The sequence below is a fragment of the Bradyrhizobium sp. SZCCHNRI20481 genome, from assembly GCF_032485055.1.
Classification (GTDB): Bacteria; Pseudomonadota; Alphaproteobacteria; order Rhizobiales; family Xanthobacteraceae; genus Bradyrhizobium.
On the sequence record NZ_JAUEUE010000011.1, the window covers coordinates 63610 to 84178 of the forward strand.

General features: G+C 66.2%; 18 protein-coding genes. 9 read left to right on the forward strand and 9 right to left on the reverse strand.

The window, feature by feature from the left end; all coding sequences use genetic code 11:
* Nucleotides 1-97: 97 nt before the first annotated feature.
* Together QX132_RS18910 and QX132_RS18915 are read right to left on the reverse strand one after the other, a co-directional pair.
* Nucleotides 98-1600 (reverse strand): NAD(P)/FAD-dependent oxidoreductase, encoded by a 1503-nt coding sequence (locus QX132_RS18910; protein WP_316162354.1) that lies wholly within the window; start codon nt 1598-1600, stop codon nt 98-100.
* A 110-nt stretch (nt 1601-1710) separates the two neighbouring features.
* Nucleotides 1711-2481 carry a S1 family peptidase gene (locus tag QX132_RS18915; RefSeq protein ID WP_316227616.1) on the reverse strand — a complete coding sequence of 257 codons (771 nt, stop codon included), beginning with the start codon at nt 2479-2481 and terminating at the stop codon, nt 1711-1713.
* Nucleotides 2482-2571: 90 nt separating this feature from the next.
* On the opposite strand from QX132_RS18915, the gene QX132_RS18920 reads away from it, so the two are divergent.
* Nucleotides 2572-3207, forward strand: coding sequence for an HAD-IA family hydrolase (locus QX132_RS18920; protein WP_316162356.1), 636 nt, complete (start codon nt 2572-2574; stop codon nt 3205-3207).
* A 122-nt stretch (nt 3208-3329) separates the two neighbouring features.
* Here QX132_RS18920 and mtnA read toward each other — a convergent pair whose 3' ends face one another.
* The 3 genes from mtnA to QX132_RS18935 all read right to left on the reverse strand — a co-directional run bounded on the left by mtnA (nt 3330) and on the right by QX132_RS18935 (nt 5687).
* Nucleotides 3330-4436 carry an S-methyl-5-thioribose-1-phosphate isomerase gene (gene mtnA, locus QX132_RS18925; RefSeq protein ID WP_315740610.1) on the reverse strand — a complete coding sequence of 369 codons (1107 nt, stop codon included), beginning with the start codon at nt 4434-4436 and terminating at the stop codon, nt 3330-3332.
* Nucleotides 4437-4448: 12 nt separating this feature from the next.
* The gene (locus QX132_RS18930) at nt 4449-5324 is read right to left on the reverse strand and encodes an S-methyl-5'-thioadenosine phosphorylase (RefSeq protein WP_316162358.1); all 876 of its coding nucleotides are present in this window, start codon (nt 5322-5324) and stop codon (nt 4449-4451) included.
* 90 nt (nt 5325-5414) lie between these two features.
* The gene (locus QX132_RS18935; protein ID WP_315740612.1) at nt 5415-5687 is read right to left on the reverse strand and encodes a phosphopantetheine-binding protein; all 273 of its coding nucleotides are present in this window, start codon (nt 5685-5687) and stop codon (nt 5415-5417) included.
* A 341-nt stretch (nt 5688-6028) separates the two neighbouring features.
* Between QX132_RS18935 and QX132_RS18940 the strand changes: the two genes are divergently transcribed.
* The 3 genes from QX132_RS18940 to QX132_RS18950 are packed head-to-tail and all read left to right on the forward strand — an operon-like array spanning nt 6029 to nt 9181.
* Nucleotides 6029-7255, forward strand: coding sequence for an acyl-CoA dehydrogenase family protein (locus QX132_RS18940; protein ID WP_315811990.1), 1227 nt, complete (start codon nt 6029-6031; stop codon nt 7253-7255).
* A gap of 42 nt (nt 7256-7297) precedes the next feature.
* Nucleotides 7298-8260, forward strand: a complete 963-nt coding sequence (locus QX132_RS18945) for an amino acid--[acyl-carrier-protein] ligase (RefSeq protein WP_315740614.1) — start codon at nt 7298-7300, stop codon at nt 8258-8260.
* A gap of 39 nt (nt 8261-8299) precedes the next feature.
* Nucleotides 8300-9181 carry an acyl-CoA acyltransferase gene (locus QX132_RS18950; protein ID WP_316162360.1) on the forward strand — a complete coding sequence of 294 codons (882 nt, stop codon included), beginning with the start codon at nt 8300-8302 and terminating at the stop codon, nt 9179-9181.
* Nucleotide 9182: 1 nt separating this feature from the next.
* Here the strand turns inward: QX132_RS18950 and QX132_RS18955 are convergent, their stop codons facing one another.
* The gene (locus QX132_RS18955; RefSeq protein ID WP_316162362.1) at nt 9183-10070 is read right to left on the reverse strand and encodes a branched-chain amino acid aminotransferase; all 888 of its coding nucleotides are present in this window, start codon (nt 10068-10070) and stop codon (nt 9183-9185) included.
* 141 nt (nt 10071-10211) lie between these two features.
* Between QX132_RS18955 and QX132_RS18960 the strand changes: the two genes are divergently transcribed.
* From QX132_RS18960 to QX132_RS18980, 5 genes are all read left to right on the forward strand, one after another.
* Entirely contained in the window at nt 10212-11171 is a 960-nt protein-coding gene (locus tag QX132_RS18960; protein WP_316162364.1) for an alpha/beta hydrolase, read from the forward strand.
* Nucleotides 11172-11321: 150 nt separating this feature from the next.
* Complete coding sequence (locus QX132_RS18965; RefSeq protein ID WP_316162366.1) at nt 11322-12626, forward strand: O-acetylhomoserine aminocarboxypropyltransferase/cysteine synthase family protein; 1305 nt, start codon at nt 11322-11324, stop codon at nt 12624-12626.
* A 12-nt stretch (nt 12627-12638) separates the two neighbouring features.
* Nucleotides 12639-13619, forward strand: a complete 981-nt coding sequence (locus tag QX132_RS18970; protein WP_316162368.1) for a homoserine O-succinyltransferase — start codon at nt 12639-12641, stop codon at nt 13617-13619.
* Between the two features lie 87 nt (nt 13620-13706).
* Nucleotides 13707-14948: a DUF763 domain-containing protein gene (locus QX132_RS18975; RefSeq protein WP_316162369.1), complete on the forward strand. Its 1242-nt coding sequence runs from the start codon at nt 13707-13709 to the stop codon at nt 14946-14948.
* A 4-nt stretch (nt 14949-14952) separates the two neighbouring features.
* The gene (locus QX132_RS18980; RefSeq protein WP_316162371.1) at nt 14953-15414 is read left to right on the forward strand and encodes an NUDIX domain-containing protein; all 462 of its coding nucleotides are present in this window, start codon (nt 14953-14955) and stop codon (nt 15412-15414) included.
* Between the two features lie 23 nt (nt 15415-15437).
* On the opposite strand, the gene QX132_RS18985 is transcribed toward QX132_RS18980, so the two are convergent.
* The 3 genes from QX132_RS18985 to QX132_RS18995 all read right to left on the reverse strand — a co-directional run bounded on the left by QX132_RS18985 (nt 15438) and on the right by QX132_RS18995 (nt 20492).
* Entirely contained in the window at nt 15438-17135 is a 1698-nt protein-coding gene (locus QX132_RS18985) for a methyl-accepting chemotaxis protein (RefSeq protein WP_316162373.1), read from the reverse strand.
* Nucleotides 17136-17956: 821 nt separating this feature from the next.
* On the reverse strand, nt 17957-19165 hold the full coding sequence (locus tag QX132_RS18990) for an MFS transporter (RefSeq protein WP_316162375.1): 1209 nt from the start codon (nt 19163-19165) through the stop codon (nt 17957-17959).
* A gap of 409 nt (nt 19166-19574) precedes the next feature.
* On the reverse strand, nt 19575-20492 hold the full coding sequence (locus tag QX132_RS18995) for an alpha/beta hydrolase (protein ID WP_315773837.1): 918 nt from the start codon (nt 20490-20492) through the stop codon (nt 19575-19577).
* Nucleotides 20493-20569 lie beyond the last annotated feature (77 nt).

Consider the following 20569-nt stretch of genomic DNA (forward strand, 5'->3'; position numbering starts at 1 on the left):
CTTTCGCCGACCAGTACCCGCCGGTGGTCATGGGTCCCCGCGTTCGCGGGGACGACACCGTATTTGAGGCTCCAGCGAGACTCAGAAAGTCATCGCCTCACCCGTACACGAACGCCGGATCATCCAGATCGATTGCCGGGATCTGGTCCTTCTCGCTCCAATAGTCCTGGCTGTGCTGCCACTCCGGCTTGTCGCCGCGCTTGGGCAGCAGATGCATGTTGCGCATCATGTAGCCGGGGTTGAAGTTCTCCGGGTCGATCCATGGCAGCAGCGGCATGTTGTGATCCTCCGGGCGCAGCGCCGGCACGACCTTGCTCACACCTTTTTCTTTCATGTGCGCGAGCAGGCGGCACACGAAATCCGCGACGAGGTCCGTGCGCAACGTCCAACTGGCGCGGAAATAACCGAACACCCAGGCCAGGTTCGGCACGCCGGTGAACATCATGCCGCGATAGGTCACGGTGTCAGCGAAGTCGAGCGGCTTGCCGTCGATCGTAAACGCGATGTCGCCGAGCACGCAGAGATCGAAGCCGGTCGCGGTGATGATGATGTCGGCCTTGAGCTCGTCGCCGGACTTCAGCTTGATGCCGTCTTCCGTGAACCGCTCGATCTCGTCGGTCACGACCGAGGCCTTGCCGCTCTTGATGCCCTCGAACAGGTCGGCATCCGGCACGAAGGCGATGCGCTGCCGCCACGGACGGTAGCTCGGCGTGAAGTGCTTGGCGGTGTAGTCGGGTCCGAGGATGGCGCTGATCTGGCCGATCAGCTCCTTCTTCACCTGGTCGGGCTCGGTCAGGCAGCGCTTGGTGAACCAATCCTGTTCGAACAGGATCTTGCGCCTGACGATCTCATGGATCCATTCCTCCTTCACTTGCAGTCTCCGCAGCTCCTCGGCCAGCTCGATCGCATTACGGCCAACGCGGAAGTAGGTCGGCGACCGCTGCAGCATCGTCACATGCGCGCATTGGCCGGCGATCGAGGGCAGGATGGTCGCGGCCGTCGCACCGGAGCCGATCACCACGACCTGCTTGCCCGTGAGATCGAGATCCTCGGGCCACAGCTGCGGATGGACGATGCGGCCCTTGAACTTCGCCATGTCCGGCCACTCCGGCGTGTAGCCCTTTGAGTGTCGGTAGTAGCCCTGGCACATCCAGAGAAAATTCGTTGTAAAGGTGACGGGCTCGTGATCCCTGCCCTTCACCGCTTGAACCGTCCAGAGACTGGTCGCGCTCGACCAACTCGCGGACAGGATGAGGTGGCCATAGCGAATGTGGCGGCCGAGGTCGTTCTCCTCGATCACGTCGCCCATGTAGTTGAGGATCTCTTCCGCGGTCGCGATCGGCGGCCCGACCCATGGCTTGAAGCTGTAGCCGAACGTATGCAGGTCGCTGTCGGAGCGGATGCCGGGATAGCGGTGCGTCCGCCAGGTGCCGCCAAAGCTGTCCTGGCTCTCCAGGATCACGAAGCGCTTGTCGGGCATCTGCTTGGTCAACTGATAGGCGCTGCCGACACCGGAGATGCCGGCGCCGACGATCAGCACGTCGAAATGTTCGGTCGCGTGAGAGGACGCGGCCTCCCGGATGGGCGCGATGACGTTCATGGGAGTCCCTGGGCTTTGGTCTTGATGTAGTTTCCTCGCGCGACAGGCTGAACCCGATCACGACGATGGTCAACCCGCGACCGCGAGCCGCAACCCAGCCCTGAACGATCTCAATTTCCGCTGAGCGGCATGCCCCATTGCCGCGCGGTCTGTGCGACCCAGTCGCGATACAGCGTGAGCGGCGTGACGCCGGTCATGCCGCCGCAGCCGTCGCCGAGATTCGGTCCGGTCGACCATGAGATGACGCCGATCAGCACCTGACCTTGCGGCTGCGTCTCGAAAGCAGGCCCGCCGGAGTCGCCGGTGCAGCCGCCCAATCCGGGCCGCACGCCTTGCGTCGCCGGATCGACGAGCCGGATCTGCAGCGTGCCCGGTTTGCCCGTCGCAACCAACGCCGCCCCGCGCACCATGCCGCCGCTCTTTCCGTCGCCTGGGACAGCGACACCGATCCCTGCGACCGTGAACGCGTTCCCGGCGGCAAGCGGCGGCTGCGGCACGCCAAGCGCCGCTGGCACGCGCTCTTTCACGGGCACCTCCAATTCCAGCAGCGCGACATCGGCGGTGGCCCGATGCGCCACGATGGCCTGCACGCTGAAGCTCGGATGCACCGCCACCCGTCGGACCGTCTTGAGAACCGGCTTGCGGTCACGATCGTATTCCACGATGCGGTAATCGAGCCCCGGCTGCACGCAATGTCCGGCGGTCAGCACGAGCTTCGGGGCAATCAGTGCGCCGCTGCAAAAATTGCCGCGCGAGCCGACGATCGTGACCACGGAGCGGCCGATGCCGTCATTCAGCGCCGGCGCGTTGCCGACGATGGCAAGGATTGGCGATGGCGCCAGCAGGACGGCGGCTGCAATGATTGCGTGAGACGGCTTCATCGCGGCAGCAATAGCGGCTGCGGCCGATATCGCCAAGTGCGGCGTCCCGTGCTAGCGATCATCCGGGGATCGAGGGAGGACGGGACTGACATGGTCGAGGCGGTGATCTTTGATTTCGGTGGCGTGATGACGACATCGCCGTTCGAAGCCTTCGCGCGGTTCGAGAAGGAGCGCGGCTATCCTGCCGACATCATCCGCAACACTAATGCTGCCAACCATCTCGAGAACGCCTGGGCGAAATTCGAGCGCGCCGAGATCGACCTCGACACTTTCGACCGGCTGTTTGCGGAGGAGTCGCTGGCGCTCGGCGGCGCAGCGGTCAGCGGGCGCGAGGTGCTGCCGCTGCTCGCCGGCGATCTCCGGCCCGGCATGGTCGAGGCGCTCCGCCGCATCAAGGCGGAGTGCAAGACCGGCTGCATCACCAACAATCTGCCGGCGAACGCAATCGGCAGCCAGGGCGGCCGCTCGTTGTACGTCGCGGAGGTGATGGTGCTGTTCGATCACGTGATCGAATCGGCCAAGATCGGGCTGCGCAAGCCCGATCCGCGGATCTACCGGATGATGACCGAGACGCTCGGCGTCAGCCCCGCGGACTGCGTCTACCTCGACGATCTCGGCGTCAACCTGAAGCCGGCGCGCGAGATGGGCATGACGACGATCAAGGTTGTCAGCGCATCGCAGGCGATTACGGAGCTGGAAGCCGCGACGGGACTGCGCCTGCGCTGATCGTCATTGCGCGGCGCTCTTGCGCTGAAGCGAGCCGGAGGCTTCGCGGGATTCTGGATTGCTTCCGCCTTCGCCCTTTGGGATTCGGCGGACACGTCGCTGCGCTCGCAATGACGAGGATATTAATAGTTCGTTTGGTTCGCCCGCTCGGGAAATGCGGCCGCCAGCGCCGCGCCGTCAGCCTGCAGCACGCCGCGCTCCGTGATCAGCCCCGTCACCAGCCGTGCCGGGGTGACGTCGAAGCCGTAGTTCGCAACCGGCGAGCCCGGCGGAACGATGCGCACGGTCTCGATGCGACCGTCGGCGGTGCGGCCGGTCATCTCTGTCACTTCCTGGGCGCTGCGCTGCTCGATCGGGATCTGCCGTCCCTCGGCAACGGCGAAGTCGATCGTCGGCGACGGCAGCGCGACATAAAACGGCACGCCATTGTCGTGCGCGGCCAGTGCCTTGAGATAGGTGCCGATCTTGTTGCAGACGTCGCCATTGGCGGCGACGCGGTCGGTGCCGACGATGGCGAGATCGACCATCCCATGCTGCATGAGATGGCCGCCGGTGTTGTCCGGGATGACGGTATGCGCCACGCCGTGATGCCCGAGCTCCCAGGCGGTCAGCGAGGCGCCCTGATTGCGCGGCCGGGTCTCGTCGACCCAGACATGGATCGGAATGCCGCGATCGTGCGCGAGATAGATCGGCGCGGTCGCCGTGCCCCAATCGACGGTCGCAAGCCAGCCGGCATTGCAGTGGGTCAGGACGTTCACGACTTCGCCCGGCTTCTTGCGCGCCGCGGCCGCCTCGATCAGCGCGAAGCCGTGCGCGGCGATGCCCTGGTTGATCGTGACGTCCTCGCCGGCAATGTCGACGGCGCGGGAATAGGCCGCATCGCGACGCTCCGACGGCGCCAGCCGGCGCAGCATCGTGCTCATCGTGTCGAGCGCCCATTTCAGGTTGATCGCGGTCGGCCGCGTCGCGATCAGCATCTCGTAGGCGCGGTCGATGCCAGGATCGGAGCGGTCGTCGCGCATCGCCAGCGCCATGCCGAACGCGGCGGTAGCGCCGATCAGCGGCGCACCGCGGACCAGCATGCCGCGGATCGCGTCCGCCGCCTCCTCGCATGTCGTGATCTTCGCCACCACGAACTCGTGCGGCAATCGGCGTTGATCGATCGCGCAGACCGACCAGCCGTCGGAGTCGAGCCAGATGCTGCGATAATGCCTGCCGTCCACCTTCATGTTCGATCCCCCTCAACCACGCAAGATACGGCCTGCGACCGCATCGAGCTTCTTCAGAAGCTCGGGATCGCGCGCCTCCGGCGCAGTGATCAAGGCGGTGTCGAGCGCTCGGTCGGAGCCGATCGGGCACGGTTCATGCTCGCGCGGAAACTCCCGGGCGAGCCGCGCCACCAGCGATTTCGCCTTGTCGGCGTTGGTGGTGAGCACGCGAATGATATCCTGCACGGTGACGGCGTCGTGATCCGGATGCCAGCAGTCGAAGTCGGTCACCATCGCGACCGTCGCGTAGCAGATCTCGGCCTCGCGGGCGAGCTTCGCCTCCGGCATGTTGGTCATGCCGATGACCGAATAGCCTGACGCCTTGTAGGTCATGCTTTCGGCATAGGTCGAGAATTGCGGCCCCTCCATGCAGACATAGGTGCCGCCGCGCGCGATCGCGATGCCCTCGGCCTCGGCCGCTGCCGCGAGATGAATCCGCAACCGCGGTGAAACCGGATGCGCCATCGAGACGTGGGCGACACACCCCCTGCCGAAGAACGAGCTCTCTCGCTTGTAGGTGCGATCGACGAACTGATCGACCAGCACGAAGGTGCCCGGCGGGAGCTCTTCCTTGAACGAGCCGCAGGCCGACAGCGACACCAGGTCGGTGACGCCAGCACGCTTCAGCACGTCGATATTGGCGCGGTAATTGATGTCGGACGGGGACAGTCGGTGTCCCTTGTCATGGCGCGGAAGGAACACGATCGGCAACCCCACAATGGTCCCCCGGCGCAACGGCGCCGACGGCTCACCCCAGGGACTCGCGATCACCTCTTCGCGCGCATCTTCCAATCCCGGCAGATCATAGATGCCCGAGCCGCCGATAATGCCAAGCACAGCCTTCGTCATGACGTCCCCATCTCCAGCGGAGACGAGAATGCCAGCTTTGCGGCGAATTGAAAACAGCGACGCGGTGATCCGCGGGGCGTGGCAACTGGGTCAGGCGGCCTTCGCTGCCGCCAACTGACCGCTCACCAGCCGCTCCAATGTTGCGACCGACTGGAAGTTCTCCGGCGTGATCAGCTCCTGCGGAATGGTGAAATCGAACTCCGCTTCGATCGCCAGCATCAGGTTGACCATGTCCATCGAGGTCAGCCCGACATCGACGAGCTTGGCATCCGCCGCCACGTCGGCGGCCGTAGAATTCTGCGCGAGGATATCACGCACGAGCGCCACGATCCTGCGACTGACATCGACATCGAAACTCGGCATGGGGTCCTCTTCACTCGCGACTTGTTCCGGCGCGTCGGATCTGATCGACGCACGCGCAGGGGAGATAACGCAATTCGGCGTCGAAAGAGTTACGCCGCATCCCCATTCCAGTCTGAACTCGTCTTAACGCTAACGGCTTGGTCCAAAATTCTCGGATCGAACCAACCGGAAATTAACCCCCACCCGTCGATTGCGCGGCGTTTACCCTGAATTTCGTCGACGCATTTGAATCAAATCCATACCCTGCGTTGCAGCCCAAAGAAGGCGCAGCGCATCGGCCTGCTACTGCGGATGGGCGTGCCGCTCTCTCAAAGAGACAAGATCCGGAGTATCGATCGACCATGACTCTCCAGGGAACCGCGCTTCGCAACCCGATCCCCGACGACGGCGACAGCCTCCTGCTCGATCGCAGCTCCTTATTCGTCCAGCGGACCGCCGCTGTTGCGACGCAGGCCGCGGCGGAAGCCGAAGAGGTCGACCGTGACGGCCGCTTCCCGAAGGCCGCGATCGATGCGGCACGCGAGCACAAGCTGCTCGGGATGCAGATACCCGTCGAGTTCGGTGGCTTCGGCGCCTCGATCCACGACATTGCCGACGTCTGCTATGCGCTCGGCCGCGCCTGCGCCTCCAGCGCCATGATCTTCGCCATGCACCAGACCAAGGTCGCCTGCCTGGTTCGTCACGGCCGCGGCAATCCCTATATGGAATCGCTGATGCGCCGGATCGCCGCCGAGCAGCTGCTGATGGCCTCCTCCACCACCGAAGGCCAGAACGGCGGCAATATCCGCGCGAGCGCCGCGGCAGTCGGCCACGAGGGCGAGCGAATCACGCTCAACCGCGATGCCACGGTCATTTCCTATGGCGCTGAAGCCGATGGCCTCGTCACGATCGCCCGCCGGGCCGATGGCGCTGCCGCGTCCGATCAGGTGCTGCTGGCGCTGACGAGGGACGACTACACGATCGCGCGCACGCTCGGCTGGGAAACGCTGGGCATGCGCGGCACCTGCTCGACCGGATTCGCGCTCGAGGTGAGCTGTCCCTCCGACCGCATGTTCACCGAATCCTATGATCGCATCCACGGCCAGACGATGACGCCGTTCGCACATCTGTGCTGGTCGTCGGCCTGGGCCGGCATCGCTGCGGCTGCCGTGGAGCGCGCCCAGCGCTTCCTGCGCAAGGCCGCACGCGGCGCCGGCGGACAGATGCCGCCGGCAGCTGCGCATTACACCGCGGCGAAGATGGCGCTGGCCCGGCTGCGCGCAATGATCGTCACCAACATGGATGCCTTCGTCGCCCACGAATATGACGAGCGGGCGCTGAGCTCGCTCGACTTCCAATCCTCGATCACGCTGTTGAAGGTGCAGGCCTCGGAACTTGCCGTCGAGACCGTGATGCACGCCATGCGCGCCTGCGGCCTCTCGGGTTATCGCAACGACGGCGAGTTCTCGATCGGCCGCCACCTCCGAGACGTTCTGTCGGCGCCGATCATGATCAACAACGACCGTATTCTCACAAACATTGCCACGGCCAACTTGATGAGCACGGTACCGACCTCGCTCCATGAATGATCACGCCGATCGCAGCCATTGCCTCCACTCAGGATTTGCAGAATGACGATTCCCGTTCTCCCGCAGTCGCCCGAGATTGCGCCCCAGCCGGCCGATGCACTGGATCATTTGACCGGCGCCCTGTTCCATCGCATGGGGGCAGATGGCGTCTACGCGCGGACCGCGCTGTATGAAGGCGTGGTGGAGCGGCTCACGACGCTCATCACGCGACATCGCGAGCCCGGCACGGAGGTCATGCGCTTCCCACCGGTCATGAGTCGCGCCCAGCTCGAGAAGTCGGGCTATCTCAAGAGCTTTCCCAACCTGCTGGGCTGCGTCTGCGGCTTGCACGGCACCGAGCGGGACATCCACGAGGCCGTGGCACGTTTCGACAAGGGCGGCGACTGGACCACCTCGCTGTCGCCGGCCGACCTCGTGCTGTCCCCCGCGGCCTGCTATCCGGTCTATCCGATCGCGGCGAGCCGCGGCGCCCTGCCGGTCGGCGGCCTGCGCTTCGACGTCGCGGCCGATTGCTTCCGCCGCGAGCCGTCGCGTTATCTCGACCGCCTGCAGTCGTTCCGGATGCGTGAATATGTCTGCATCGGCACGCCCGACGACGTCTCGGCATTCCGTGACCGCTGGATGGTGAAGGCGCAGGCGATTGCCCGCGATCTCGGCCTGTCGTTCCGGGTCGATCACGCCAGCGACCCGTTCTTCGGCCGCGTCGGCCAGATGAAGGCGGTCAGCCAGAAGCAGCAGGCGTTGAAATTCGAGCTGCTAGTGCCTCTGCGCTCGGAAGAGCAGCCGACCGCCTGCATGAGCTTCAACTATCACCGCGAGCATTTCGGCACCACCTGGGGCATCATCGACGCCGATGGTGCACCGGCGCACACCGGTTGCGTGGCCTTCGGCATGGATCGCCTCGCGGTCGCGCTATTCCACACCCACGGCATCGATCCGACGCGCTGGCCGTCGCGCGTACGGGAAGCGCTGCAGTTCGAGCGCCAGGCAAGCACCGTCGGCTGACGCCACGAAGCCGCCGTCGAGGGATCGGCAGAACATCTCATGGGCGCGCCCAAGCCGCCGATCCGATGCCGCGAGATCGGAGACTCCGATCTGGACGCGATCACCGATCTCTTGACACGCGGCTTCCCCCGGCGGCCCCGCGGCTATTGGTCGAGCGGCCTGCAGTGGCAAGCCGCGCGCCCGACGCCCGACGGCTATCCACGCTACGGCTATCTGCTCGAGCAAGACGGCAATGCGGTCGGCGTCCTGCTCGTCATCTACAGCGATCGCGGCACGCCTGCGGAGCCGCAGATCTGGTGCAATCTGTCGAGCTGGTATGTCGAACCTGCCTTTCGCAACTACGCGACGATGCTGACGAGAATCGCGCAGCGTCGGCCGGAGGTCACTTACGTCAATATCAGCGCCGCAAGGCAGACCTGGCCGATCATTGAGGCGCAAGGATTTCGCGCCTATTGCAGCGGCCTGTTCTTTTCGATGCCCGCGCTGTCGCTGGCTGGCCTCAGCTCGCCGGTTGAGAAGGTCAGGGCAGACGCCCGCACCGTGGATGGCGTTCCGTCGGATGAGGCCGAATTGCTGATGCGCCACGCGCGCTATGGCTGCCTCAGCGTGGTGGTGCGATCGACGGCGGGCCCCGTTCCGCTGGTGCTGCAGAAGGTCCGCATCCGGCAGGGACGCTTCGCATTGCCTGCGATGCAGCTGATCTACTGCCGCAGCATCTCCGACTACGTTTCCTGCGCCGGTACCGTCGGCCGCCTGCTGCTGCGTCGCGCCGCCGTTTCTGTCATCATCGACGCTAACGGGCCGATTGACGGTCTCGTCGGCATCTACACCGAGCGGCGCGGCCGGAAGTACATCAAGGGACCGCAGCCGCCTCGCCTTGGCGATCTCAGCGACACCGAGCTGCCGCTGTACGGCCCCTAGCTCAGGCGGCTGCCCTGACCTCATGCGCATAGTCCCAATACAGCCGGCGCGCACGGCTGAACACCGGACCGATCGGCAGGGCCCGGTCATCGATGCGAATGACCGGTGCGACCTTGGCGAAATTGCCCGACGAGAAGATCTCGTCGGCGGCCAGGAAGTCTGCATAGCGCAGCGTGGTCTCGACCACGCTGACGCCGTCGGCTCGCAGCAGCTCGGCCACGCGCTGGCGGGTGATCCCGTTGAGAAACGTGCCGTTCGGCACCGGCGTGAACACCACGCCGTCCTTGACCATGAACACGTTGGCATTGCCGAACTCGGCGACGTTGCCGAGCAGATCGAGCATCAGGCAATTGTTGAAGCCGCGCGAGGCCGCCTCGATCAGCGCGCGCGAATTGTTCGGATAGAGGCAGGACGCCTTGGCATCGACCGGCGCGCACTCGGCGGTCGGCCGCCGGAACGGCGACAGCGTGATGGCGTTGCCCGTCGGCTGCGGCATCGGCGCTTCATAGATGCAAAGGCACCAATTGGTGGTCTCGGGATCGAACAGGACACCGCCGCCGGCGCCATGCCGCGCCCAGTACATCGGGCGGATGTAGAGCTCGGCTCTCGCTCCGAACCGCGCGATCCCCTCCCGCGCCAACCCCATCCAGGTCTCGACGTCCACCACCGGCTTGAGCCGGAAATTGATCGCGGACTGATTCACGCGCGCGCAGTGGCGATCGAGATCTGGCGTCACGCCTTCGAATGCGCGCGCCCCGTCGAACACGGTCGACGCGAGCCATGTCGCGTGGGTCCGGACGCCCATGATCGGCGCATTGCCCTCGCGCCATTCGCCGTCGAAGAAGGTCCAGGTCTGCGAGTAGCTGACAGGCTTTACGATGTGGGTCATGGCGGCGCTCCCGTTCGGCATCGATCGTGTCTGCACTTCTGGCGTGAACATTTTAAGGATTTCCCCGTCGCGACCTGCTGCTCACGATCGATTCACTGCTGATGGGCACAATGCCCGATGCCTTGGTTAACTGGAGCTGTCATGCCGCTCGACCCTCGCGCCCAGCGCCTGCTTTCGATGGTGGCGGCCGCTGTGCCGGAAAGCCAGGAGCGTCCGGGCCCCGCGCAGCGGCGGCAGTCGCTCGCCAAGCTGATGCAATTCGCGCGCAACGACTGCGGCGCCGTCATCACGCGGGACGGCAATTTCTCCGGGCCCTCCGGGCTGCTTCGTTATCGCCTGTATACGCCTGCAGCAGGCCCGGATGATACTGGGGCGCCCTTCCCCGGCTTCGTCTACTTTCACGGCGGCGGTCTCGTGGCAGGCAGCATCGACACGCACGACAAGGTCGCCGCCGCGCTTGCCGCCGCCTCCGGCTGTCGGCTGCTCTCAATCGACTACCGCCTCGCGCCTGAGCACAAGTTCCCCGCAGCGATCGAGGATGCGATCGCGGCGGTTCACTTCGCCATCGATCGCGCGGCCGCGCTCGGCATCGACGGCGGTCGGATTGTGATCGGCGGCGATTCCGCGGGCGCCACGCTCGCCGCCGCCGTTTGTCAGCAGGCCGTCGGCAGCACCGATCTCAGGATCGCGCTGCAGTGCCTGATCTGTCCAGTGCTCGATTTCTCCAATTTCTGGCCGTCGCGCGAGCTGTTCGGGACCGGCCACCTGATCGACAGGGCGACCTGGCAGGCCGACCTCGCCGACTATCTGGTTGGCGAGGTCGATGTCGCCAATCCACTGATATCGCCGTTGTGCCGTGAGACGCTGGCTGGGCTTCCCCCCGCTGTGATCCACACCGCGGAATTCGACGCGATGCGTGACGAGGGCAATGCCTACGCGGCACGGCTCGCGGAAGCTGGTGTCACGGTCGCGCATGTCTGTCACAACGGCATGGTCCACAATTTTCACGCGCTTGGCGCGATCCTGCCGCAGGCCAAAGCAGCACTGGATCTGGTCGGACAGCAAATTCGGTCCCTCCTCCCGGTCCCAACCGCACGCTAATTCGAAGCTTATCGGCCACACATCGTTAGGGTTATTTCGTCGTTCTTGTCGCGAATTATTGCCCGCTTTACGCCTGCGCTCCTACAACGACACCCCTCGCGGAATACGTGCAACCTGCATTGTGGACGGATGCGGGAGTGGAGATCGCCGATGCGCAATGAGACGATTGCAATCCACGCCGGCTATGAACCGGAGGCGACCACCAAGGCCGTCGCGGTTCCGATCTATCAGACCGCCGCCTACGCCTTCGACAGCGCCGATCACGGCGCCGCGCTGTTCAATCTCGAAGCCGAGGGCTACCGCTACAGCCGTATCTCCAATCCGACCACGGCAGTGCTCGAGAAGCGCGTCACCGAGCTCGAGGGCGGCGTCGGCGCGCTCGCCGTCGGCACCGGGCAGGCTGCGCTTCACTTCGCATTCGTCAATCTGGCCGATGGCGGCGGCAACATCGTCTCGGTGCCGCAGCTCTATGGCACCACGCACACGCTGCTCGGGCACATCCTGCCGCGCCAGGGCATCACCGGGCGCTTTGCCGAAAGCGATGCGCCCGATGCCATCGAGCGTCTCATCGACGAAAACACCAAGGCCGTGTTCGCCGAGACGATCGGCAATCCTGCCGGCAATGTCTGCGACATCGAGGCGCTGGCGAAGGTTGCGCATCGCAGCGGCGTGCCGCTGATCGTCGACAACACCGTCGCAACACCGATCCTGCTGCGGCCGTTCGATTACGGCGCCGACATCGCGGTGCATTCGCTGACCAAGTTTCTCGGCGGTCATGGCACGACGCTGGGCGGCATGCTGGTCGACAGCGGCAACTTCCCCTGGAAGGATCATGCCGACCGTTTTCCCGCCTTCACCCAGCCCGACGCGTCCTATCACGGGATGGTCTACACCGATCATTTCGGCCGCAGCGCCTACATCCAGCGCGCGCGCAGCGTCTATCAGCGGACCATGGGTGCGGTGCTGTCGCCGTTCAATGCCTTCCTGCTGCTGCAGGGCATCGAGACGGTCGCGTTGCGCATGGAGCGCCACGTCGAGAATGCGCGCAAGGTCGCCGAATTCCTGCGCAACGATCCGCGCGTAGAATGGGTCAACTACGCCGGCTTCGCCGACAGCCGCTACTACCCTCTGGTCCAGAAATATCTCGACGGCCGGGCGTCGTCGCTGTTCACGTTCGGGATCAAGGGCGGCATGGAGGCGGGCAAGGCGTTTTACGACTCCCTGAAGCTCGTCACGCGGCTGGTCAATATCGGCGATGCGAAATCGCTGGCCTGCCATCCCGCATCGACCACACATCGGCAGATGCCGCCGGACGACCAGCGCAAGGCGGGCGTCCTTCCCGAGACGATCCGGCTGTCGATCGGCATCGAGCATGTCAGCGACATCATCGAGGATCTCGACCAGGCTCTCGACCAGGCCTGCCCTCGTCCGCGTCAGTTGGATGCGGCGGAGTAGAGCGATCAGCCGATGACCCTGCTGTTCGACCGACATCGCAGGATCGCGAGCCCTGCCCTCGCGCCCGCCGAGTTCGACGACCGCGGAGGGCGCCCGATCGAGCTTTCGATCGGCCTCGTCAACAACATGCCGGACAGCGCCCTGAAGGCGACCGATCTCCAGATCGCCCGCCTGCTGCAGCAGTGCGCGCCGCGGCACGTCCGCATCCGCCTGCACTGCTTCTCGCTGCCCTCCATCTCGCGCTCGCAAGCGGCCAGGAGCCACGTCGCCCAGTCCTACGCGGACATCGGGTCGCTCGATCGGCTCGGCATCGACGGCCTGATCGTGACCGGCGCCGAGCCTGTCGCCGCGACATTGCCCGACGAGCCCTATTGGTCGGACCTCACCTCCGTGATCGACTGGGCCAGAACCAACACGCGCTCGACCATCTGGTCGTGTCTCGCGGCCCACGCGGCCGTGCTGCACCTGGACGACATCGAGCGGCAGCGGCTTGCGAGCAAATGCTCCGGCATCTTCGACTGCGTGAAGGTCCAGGACGACTGGCTCACGCACGGCATCCATTTGCCGCTTCAGGTGCCGCACTCCCGCCTCAACGCCGTCAACGAGCCGCTGCTGGCGGAGCGCGGCTACGACATCCTGACGCGGTCGGAGGAGGTCGGCGTCGACATTTTCGCGCGCTCGACGCCGAGCCGGTTCGTGTTCTTTCAGGGCCATCCCGAATATGACGCGCTCTCCCTGCAGCGCGAATACATGCGTGACATCGCGCGCTTTCTCGCCGGGCAGCGCGACGACTACCCGCGGCTGCCGAAATCCTATTTCAGCGCCGAGACCGAGGCGGTGCTCAACGCGTTCGAGCGGCGGGCCAAGGAAAGGCGCGACCCGACGCTGGCGGCCGAACTCCCGGGATTGACGCTGCGGCCCGATCTCGCCGCAGAAAGCGCCGCGCAAACGCTGTTCAGGAACTGGATCGGCCATCTCGGGCAAACCGGATAGCGCCACGGCCCGCGTCCCATCGGAGCGATCGCACATCGGCGCGCCATCTGTTAGATTGGCGCGACACACCTCCTCTGCATGGTTCCGATGGCCCGACGCACCGGCAGCGCCGATCTTCCGCTCCATTCCGGACGCGTCCCGGCCTGGCTCGGCACGCGCATGGCCTCGCTCGGCGCCATCATCACCCAGGCGATCGTGCATCATTACGGCCGCGACGAATTCCTGGCGCGGATATCGCATCCGTTCTGGTTCCAGTCGTTCGGCGCCGTCATGGGCATGGACTGGCATTCCTCCGGCATCACCACCAGCGTGATCGGCGCGCTGAAGCGCGGGCTGAAGCCGCTGTCCGGCGAGCTCGGCATCTTCGTCTGCGGTGGCCGCGGCGAGCATTCGCGCAAGACGCCCGACGAGTTGCGCCTGCTCAGCGACCGGCTCGGCCTCGACGGCGAGGAGCTGGTCCGGACCAGCAAGCTCGTCGCCAAGGTCGACAGCGCCGCGGTGCAGGACGGCTTCGACCTCTATCTGCACGGCTTCTTCGTCACATCGGACGGCAAATGGACCGTGGTGCAGCAGGGCATGAATGGCGACGCGCGCCAGGCCCGGCGCTACCATTGGCATTCGCAGCAGCTTGCGAGCTTCGTCGACGCGCCGCACAGCGCCATCGATGGTCCCGTCCAGGGCGAGATCGTCAACCTCACCGACAAGCGCGCCGCGCCGTCGCGCCACGCCCAGCTTGAGCTGCTCACCGATCTCGGCCCCGACCGCGTCGTCACGGAGTTCGAACGGCTGAGCACGCCGGAGCCCGCCCAGGGCCTGCTGCCGCATCTTGTCATGCCCGCGCATCACGACGTCAGGCCGAAGGACGTGTTCGCCCGCCGGCTGCACGGCACGCTCGCGGCGGCCGCCGAGCGCGGCCCGGTCGACTTCCCCGACCTGCTGCTGACGCCGGGCGTCGGCGCCCGCACCGTGCGCTCGCTCGCCATGGTCGCCGAGGTCGTGCATGGCGCGCCGTATCGATTCAGCGACCCGGCACGGTTCTCGCTGGCGCATGGCGGCAAGGACCGGCATCCCTATCCGGTGCCGATCAAGGTCTATGACGAGACCATCCGCGTGCTCAAATCGGCCGTCGGCAACGCCAAGCTCGGCCGCGACGAGGCACTGTCGGCGCTGAAGCGGCTCGACGAGCAGGCCCGCCGGCTGGAGCGCAGCGCGACCGGCCCCTCGCTCGATGCCTACATCGCGACCGAGCGCGCCGCCTCGCCAGAGCTCGACGGCCGTTCGGTGTTCGGCTGGGAGCGGGACCTCATCCAGCGCACCGGCGAGGCATAAGGCGATGCCGGCACGCAGCGCGGGCGTGCTCGCCTTTCGCAGGACCTCCAACGGATTGGAGGTGCTCCTGGTGCATCCCGGCGGCCCGTTCTGGCGCAACAAGGATCTCGGCGCCTGGTCGATCCCGAAGGGCGAGTTCGGCGCCGGCGAGGCGGCCGAGGCGCTGGCGCGGCGCGAATTTGCCGAGGAGCTCGGCACGACGCTGACGGCGTCGCTGCTGCCGCTCGGCGAGATCAAGCAGCGCGGCGGCAAGGTGGTCGAGGCGTTCGCCGCCGAGAGCGATCTCGATGCCGGCAGCATCACCAGCAACGCGTTCGAGCTCGAATGGCCGCCGCGCAGCGGCCGTATCCAGCGCTTTCCCGAGGTGGACCGCGCCGCCTGGTTCGACCTCGCCGAGGCGAGGGTCCGGATCAATCCGGCGCAGGCCGCGCTGCTCGACCGTCTCGTGGAGATCGGCGGAGGGTGAGCTGTCACCATCCGCCGCCGACATCACGCCGCGCGGACGTTGCCGAGGAATCGCCCGGTCTGGGTCTTGAGCTGATCCGACTGGCTGCCGAGCTGCGAGGCCGCACTCAACACCTGTGCCGCCGCGGCGCCGACCTGGCCGGACGCCTCGCGCACGCCGACAATGTGCTGCATGACCCCCTGCGTGCCCTGCGCCGCCTGCTGCACGCTGCGGGCGATTTCCTTGGTCGCAGCGCCCTGCTCCTCGACCGCGGCTGCGATCGCGTCGGTGATCTCGTTCATCTGCCCGATGGTCGCGCCGATCTCGCGGATTGCGTTGACCGTCGAGCCGGTGGCGTCGCGGATGGCTTCGATCTGGCTGGTAATCTCCTCGGTCGCCTTGGCGGTCTGCGCCGACAGCGCCTTGACCTCGTTGGCGACGACCGCGAAGCCCTTGCCGGCCTCGCCGGCACGCGCCGATTCGATGGTGGCGTTCAGCGCCAGCAGGTTTGTCTGGCCGGCGATGGTCTGGATCAGCGCCATCACCTCGCCGATCTTCTGCGACGCGTGGACCAGCCTGTCGACCATCGCCTCCGTCCGCGTCGCCTGCCCGACCGCGTTCTGGGCGATCGACGACGACTGCGTGACCTGCTTGGCGATCTCCTGGATCGATGACGACAACTGCTCGGCGGAGGCCGACACCGTCTGCACGTTCTTGGCGGTCTGCTCGGCGGCCGCGGCCACCTTCGCGCTCTGGTCCGTCGTGCCGGCGACGATGCTCGACATCGATTGCGCGGAGGTCTGCAGCTCGCCGGCCGCGGTCGCGGTGGTCTGGATCACGCCGCCGATCGAGCGCTCGAACTCGTCGGCGATCCGCACCAGCACCGTGCGGCGCTCCTCGGCGGCCTGCTGCTTGGACTGCTCCTGCTCGGCCCGGAGGCGCTCGCTCTCGGCGAGATGGTCCTTGAAGATCTGCAGGCTGCGCGCCATGCGGCCGATCTCGTTCCTGCGATCGGTGAACGGCACCTCGAGGCCCAGATTGCCCTTGGTCAGCTCGTCCATCACGACGCAGGTGCGGTCGAGCGGAACGACGACGCTGCGTCCGAGCCAGAAGGCGACGACCGCGGCGACCAGCAGACCGGCAAGCGCGCCGAAGCCGGCCCACATCGCACGCTGATAGACGACTGCGTCGATGTCGTCGACATACACGCCGGCCTGGATCGCCAGCATCTTGTCGCCGCCGCCATAGGCGCCGACGTAGGACATCTTCGGCAGCTCGGTCGTCCCCCCGGCGCGCGGCACCTTGTACTCGACGAAGCCGCCGCCGGCGCGCGCCGTGCGCACGATGTCCTGGATCAGGAGCTTGCCGGTGGAATCCTTGAAGTCCCAGCGGTTGACGTTGATGTATTTCGGGTTGGCATGGACATAGGTCACGCCCGCATCCGACGATCCGGTTCCGTAGACGCCGAGATAGTCGTTGTACTGGCCCCAGCGCATTGCGCCGATCGCGGCGTAGGCCTGCTGCCGCGCCTGCTCCGGCGCGACCTTGCCGGCGGTCGCCGCGGCGTCATAATAGCTCAGCACCTTGACGGCGGACTCGACGAGGTTGCGGACCATGGTCTGCCGCTCCTCGAGAACGGTTCCGCGCAGCATCAGGATCTGCATGGCGGAGACGGCGAACAGTGCGATCGACATCACGGCGATGATCGCCGCGAGACGCTGATAGACAGTCAGGTGTCGCATTTTCTGGTTCTCGTTGCGTGGACTGTATGCACGATACCAACCCTACATTAATGGTTTGCTATCCGTGCCGCCCGAACACTGGCGAACTAATTAGTCTTTGGACTGGAAACGTCCGTTCACGCGAACTTATGCCAGAGAACAACCAGAGCGGCATTGCGCGACGATCGCTCGAATTAACATGCGATAATTGAAAGGGCCGGTTCGCACCAGTTCCACCCGATTGGGTGTCGAGTCCCCACGGAGTTGCGTTGTCGCGACGCGTCAGGCGCCCGAGCTTTGTGCAGCGAAGCCCTCACGTCATCGAGGGCGCAGGGAAGACCAGGCATCGGCTGATTCCTGCGGCCCCCGTGCGGAAAGGAATGCACGGGGCAGGAACCACAGGTTCAACCGGTTCTGCCCGGCCTTCCCTGCGCAATGGTGTTACGGCTGCTTCGCACTCTCCCCGGGGACCGGCGTTCTTGCCCCCGTTTGCGACAACGCGCCAAAGGCACGCCACGCAGGCATCAGCATCGGGATGCCAGGACCATGCGACTTGACCGTCCGTGCCGGCGCCGCTCGTCAGTCGGCGCCTGCCCGTCCATCACATCCCACCCCAACGCTCCTGACGATGCGCAGCGCCCCTCGTCGATGAGGCGGGACAGCGATAGAGAAGCACGAATTCCGATAAAACGAAAGAACAAAATTTGCGCAGGCGGGCGCGGCTGCGGCGATGTCGTTGAGACGGCGAATGAACTTCGTGTTTCGGCGCAGGGCGAATGCGGCATGTCCCGGCGCTTCCGGCGGGCGCAGGTCCGCCCCGACGGGCGACTCGGTCGGACGTCTCAGGACGAGACCGCCGCGCGCATCGGACGGCGCTGCCGCAGCAGCAACAGGATGACCACGGCCGCGCATGAGCATGCCAGGCTCAGCGCCAGCGGCGCGTTGCTGCCGTAGCGGGTCAAGAGCTCGACGAGGATGGGCGCCGACACCGCCGACAACAGGTTGAGCGGCAGTCCGATCTGGGCGGACGCCTTGGCGAAGGCCGCCTTGTCGTAGAACACCAGCGGCATGGTGGCCCGCGCCACGGCGAGCGCGCCGCTGCCGAGGCCGTAGATCAGGATGAAGGCGCCGATCGCGGCATGCGAGCCGTCGCTCAACATCAGCAGCAGCATCGCCACCGGCAGCGCCAGGCCGGCGACGATCGCGGTGGTGATGCCGTCCCAGCGGCCGCCGCCGAGAAAATCGATGGCGCGGGCGCTGATCTGGATCACCCCCAGCATCGAGCCAAAGCCGACCGCTTCGGCCGCCGACAGGCCTTCGGCCTTCAGGAGCTCGATCAGCACGGCCCCCATCCCGAACGCGACGAAGGCGTTGAGGCCGGAGGCGCCGACCAGCAGATAGAACGTGCCGCGCGACGGCGTCGCTGCGGGGACGGACGCCGCCGCATCCGATGATGACGGCGGCAGATGATCATGGACGCGCCGCGGCAGCAGGAACACGAACAGCGGCAGCGAGACCAGCAGCAGCAGGCCGGCGTAGACGAGACAGGTGCTGCGCCAGCCGATATGCGCCGAGAGGGTCGAGGTGACCGGCCAGAAGATGCTGCTCGACAGCCCCGTGACCAGCATCAGCGCGCCGATGGCGCCGCGCGCGCGCAGGCCGGCGATCTCGTTGAGCACGATGTAGGAGGCGGTCGAGAGCGTGGCGCTGCCGGCCACGCCGAGCAGCAGCCATGCGGCATAATAAGAGAGAGCGCCCTGCGCGGCTGACAGCAGCGCATAGCCCGGCGCGGCCAGCAGGGTGCCCGCGATCATCACCCGCCGCCCGCCATGCTTGACGAACGGCCGCGCCAGCAGCGGCGAGCACAGCCCCATCGACATGTACAGCACCGAGGTGCTGGCGAAGATCGCCGTCAGATCCATCTCCAGATCCACCGCCATGGCCCGGCCGATCACCGCCGGCAGGCTGAGCGTGCCCCAGGCGATGAGCTGGGTGATGGCGAGCACGATCAGGACGCGCAGGAGGGAGGGGTCGGCGATGACGGGGGGCATTTCGGGCGGGGGCACTGCACGGAGGTGACGCGCGACGCGCGTTGCAATTATAATTCTAGACCATTCGCGCCGAATCAGCCCCGCTGTTTGGGAATTGCCGCCCCGCCACCGGCGGGGTGCTCGTGCCAGGTGCCGGCAACTGCACGCACGGGCCGCCGGCCCCGGAGCAGGAGCAGCATGAGCAGCGCCGCACGGGAGCAGCCGATCGTCAGCCCCCATGGGTCTCAAGGCGATGCAGAGCGGCCCTCCTCACCATGACGGTTTGGATTTGGCCGCGAAAAGACCCTCATCCCGAGAGGCCGCCGTAGGCGGCCGTCGCGAAGGGTGGCCGCGAAACGATCGCTCGCCACAGCTTGTTGCCTCATCTGCGATCGCCCTACCCTACCTTCGGAGCTCGAGCTTCGCGCGCCTACAGGAGGTGCGATAGGAACCAGTCACGCGCAGCCGAGGATGATTGTTCGAAGTGCTGGACATAGGGCGCGAAATGCCCGCAAGGCAGACTGACAAACTGCTTTGGCTCGCCGGCGCGTGCGAACGCCTCCCGGGACGCCTCGATCGGCATCAGCATGTCGCCCTCGGCCGCGATCCACATCAGCGGCCGCGGCGCGATGCGATGTAAGAAGGCGGCCGGCTCGAAGCTGAAGGTGAGCTCCAGGCTGCGCACGGTAACCTCGTTGCGCCACAGCGGCGAGATCTTCGCAGCCTCCATGCACCAGTCGTAGGCGTCCGACGTCCCGAGGATGCACGGCGTCGTCGCCGGATCCTGCGCCACCACCTGCATGGTCACCGGCGGCTCGCCCGCGGCACGGGCCAATCGCTCGCCGACGAACAGCTGCGACAGCTGCGCCTTTGTCTCCGCCGGAATGTGGCTCCAGATCGCGCCGCCGCTGAGGAACGAGACCTGCACTGCCACGCAGCGGATGCGCTGATCGATCGCCGCCGCCTGGATGGCGACACCGCCGCCATAGCTGGAGCCCCAAGCGCCGATCCTTCTGGGATCGACGCGCGGCAGGGTCATCGCGAAGGTGATGGCATCGCGGTAGTCGGCCAGCTGCTGCATCGGGTCGATCTCCTGCCGGACGCGTCCTTCGCTCTCGCCGAAATTGCGGGGATCATAGACCAGCGCGCCGAGACCGGCCGCGCTGAACGCGGCCGCATATTTATCGAGATAGCTTTCCTTGAGCCCGCTGAAGCCGTGATGAAGCACGACGATGGGCGCTGTCGGCGCGTCCCCCTGCGGCGGCACGTGCCAGCCGCGCAGCACCGTACCATCGTCGGCCTTGAAGGCCACCTTCTCGAACCCAGCCCGCAGATCCGAACCGACCATTGCAACCTCCCTGTGCTCTCGCCTCTCCGCCTTGTCTGCACGGCGGTCTCGGCCTAGGCTCTAAGCCAAGCGCGGCA

Bases quoted from the DNA above. Each gene is read 5' to 3' on its own strand.
- QX132_RS18935 (WP_315740612.1), bottom strand. From the start codon at position 5,687: ATGCCGAGTTTCGATGTCGATGTCAGTCGCAGGATCGTGGCGCTCGTG.
- QX132_RS18915 (WP_316227616.1), bottom strand. From the start codon at position 2,481: ATGAAGCCGTCTCACGCAATCATTGCAGCCGCCGTCCTGCTGGCGCCA.
- QX132_RS18975 (WP_316162369.1), top strand. From the start codon at position 13,707: ATGGCCCGACGCACCGGCAGCGCCGATCTTCCGCTCCATTCCGGACGC.
- QX132_RS18955 (WP_316162362.1), bottom strand. From the start codon at position 10,070: ATGACCCACATCGTAAAGCCTGTCAGCTACTCGCAGACCTGGACCTTC.
- QX132_RS18945 (WP_315740614.1), top strand. From the start codon at position 7,298: ATGACGATTCCCGTTCTCCCGCAGTCGCCCGAGATTGCGCCCCAGCCG.
- mtnA (WP_315740610.1), bottom strand. From the start codon at position 4,436: ATGAAGGTGGACGGCAGGCATTATCGCAGCATCTGGCTCGACTCCGAC.
- QX132_RS18965 (WP_316162366.1), top strand. From the start codon at position 11,322: ATGCGCAATGAGACGATTGCAATCCACGCCGGCTATGAACCGGAGGCG.
- QX132_RS18930 (WP_316162358.1), bottom strand. From the start codon at position 5,324: ATGACGAAGGCTGTGCTTGGCATTATCGGCGGCTCGGGCATCTATGAT.
- QX132_RS18980 (WP_316162371.1), top strand. From the start codon at position 14,953: ATGCCGGCACGCAGCGCGGGCGTGCTCGCCTTTCGCAGGACCTCCAAC.
- QX132_RS18990 (WP_316162375.1), bottom strand. From the start codon at position 19,165: ATGCCCCCCGTCATCGCCGACCCCTCCCTCCTGCGCGTCCTGATCGTG.
- QX132_RS18940 (WP_315811990.1), top strand. From the start codon at position 6,029: ATGACTCTCCAGGGAACCGCGCTTCGCAACCCGATCCCCGACGACGGC.
- QX132_RS18920 (WP_316162356.1), top strand. From the start codon at position 2,572: ATGGTCGAGGCGGTGATCTTTGATTTCGGTGGCGTGATGACGACATCG.
- QX132_RS18970 (WP_316162368.1), top strand. From the start codon at position 12,639: ATGACCCTGCTGTTCGACCGACATCGCAGGATCGCGAGCCCTGCCCTC.
- QX132_RS18910 (WP_316162354.1), bottom strand. From the start codon at position 1,600: ATGAACGTCATCGCGCCCATCCGGGAGGCCGCGTCCTCTCACGCGACC.
- QX132_RS18950 (WP_316162360.1), top strand. From the start codon at position 8,300: ATGGGCGCGCCCAAGCCGCCGATCCGATGCCGCGAGATCGGAGACTCC.
- QX132_RS18960 (WP_316162364.1), top strand. From the start codon at position 10,212: ATGCCGCTCGACCCTCGCGCCCAGCGCCTGCTTTCGATGGTGGCGGCC.
- QX132_RS18985 (WP_316162373.1), bottom strand. From the start codon at position 17,135: ATGCGACACCTGACTGTCTATCAGCGTCTCGCGGCGATCATCGCCGTG.
- QX132_RS18995 (WP_315773837.1), bottom strand. From the start codon at position 20,492: ATGGTCGGTTCGGATCTGCGGGCTGGGTTCGAGAAGGTGGCCTTCAAG.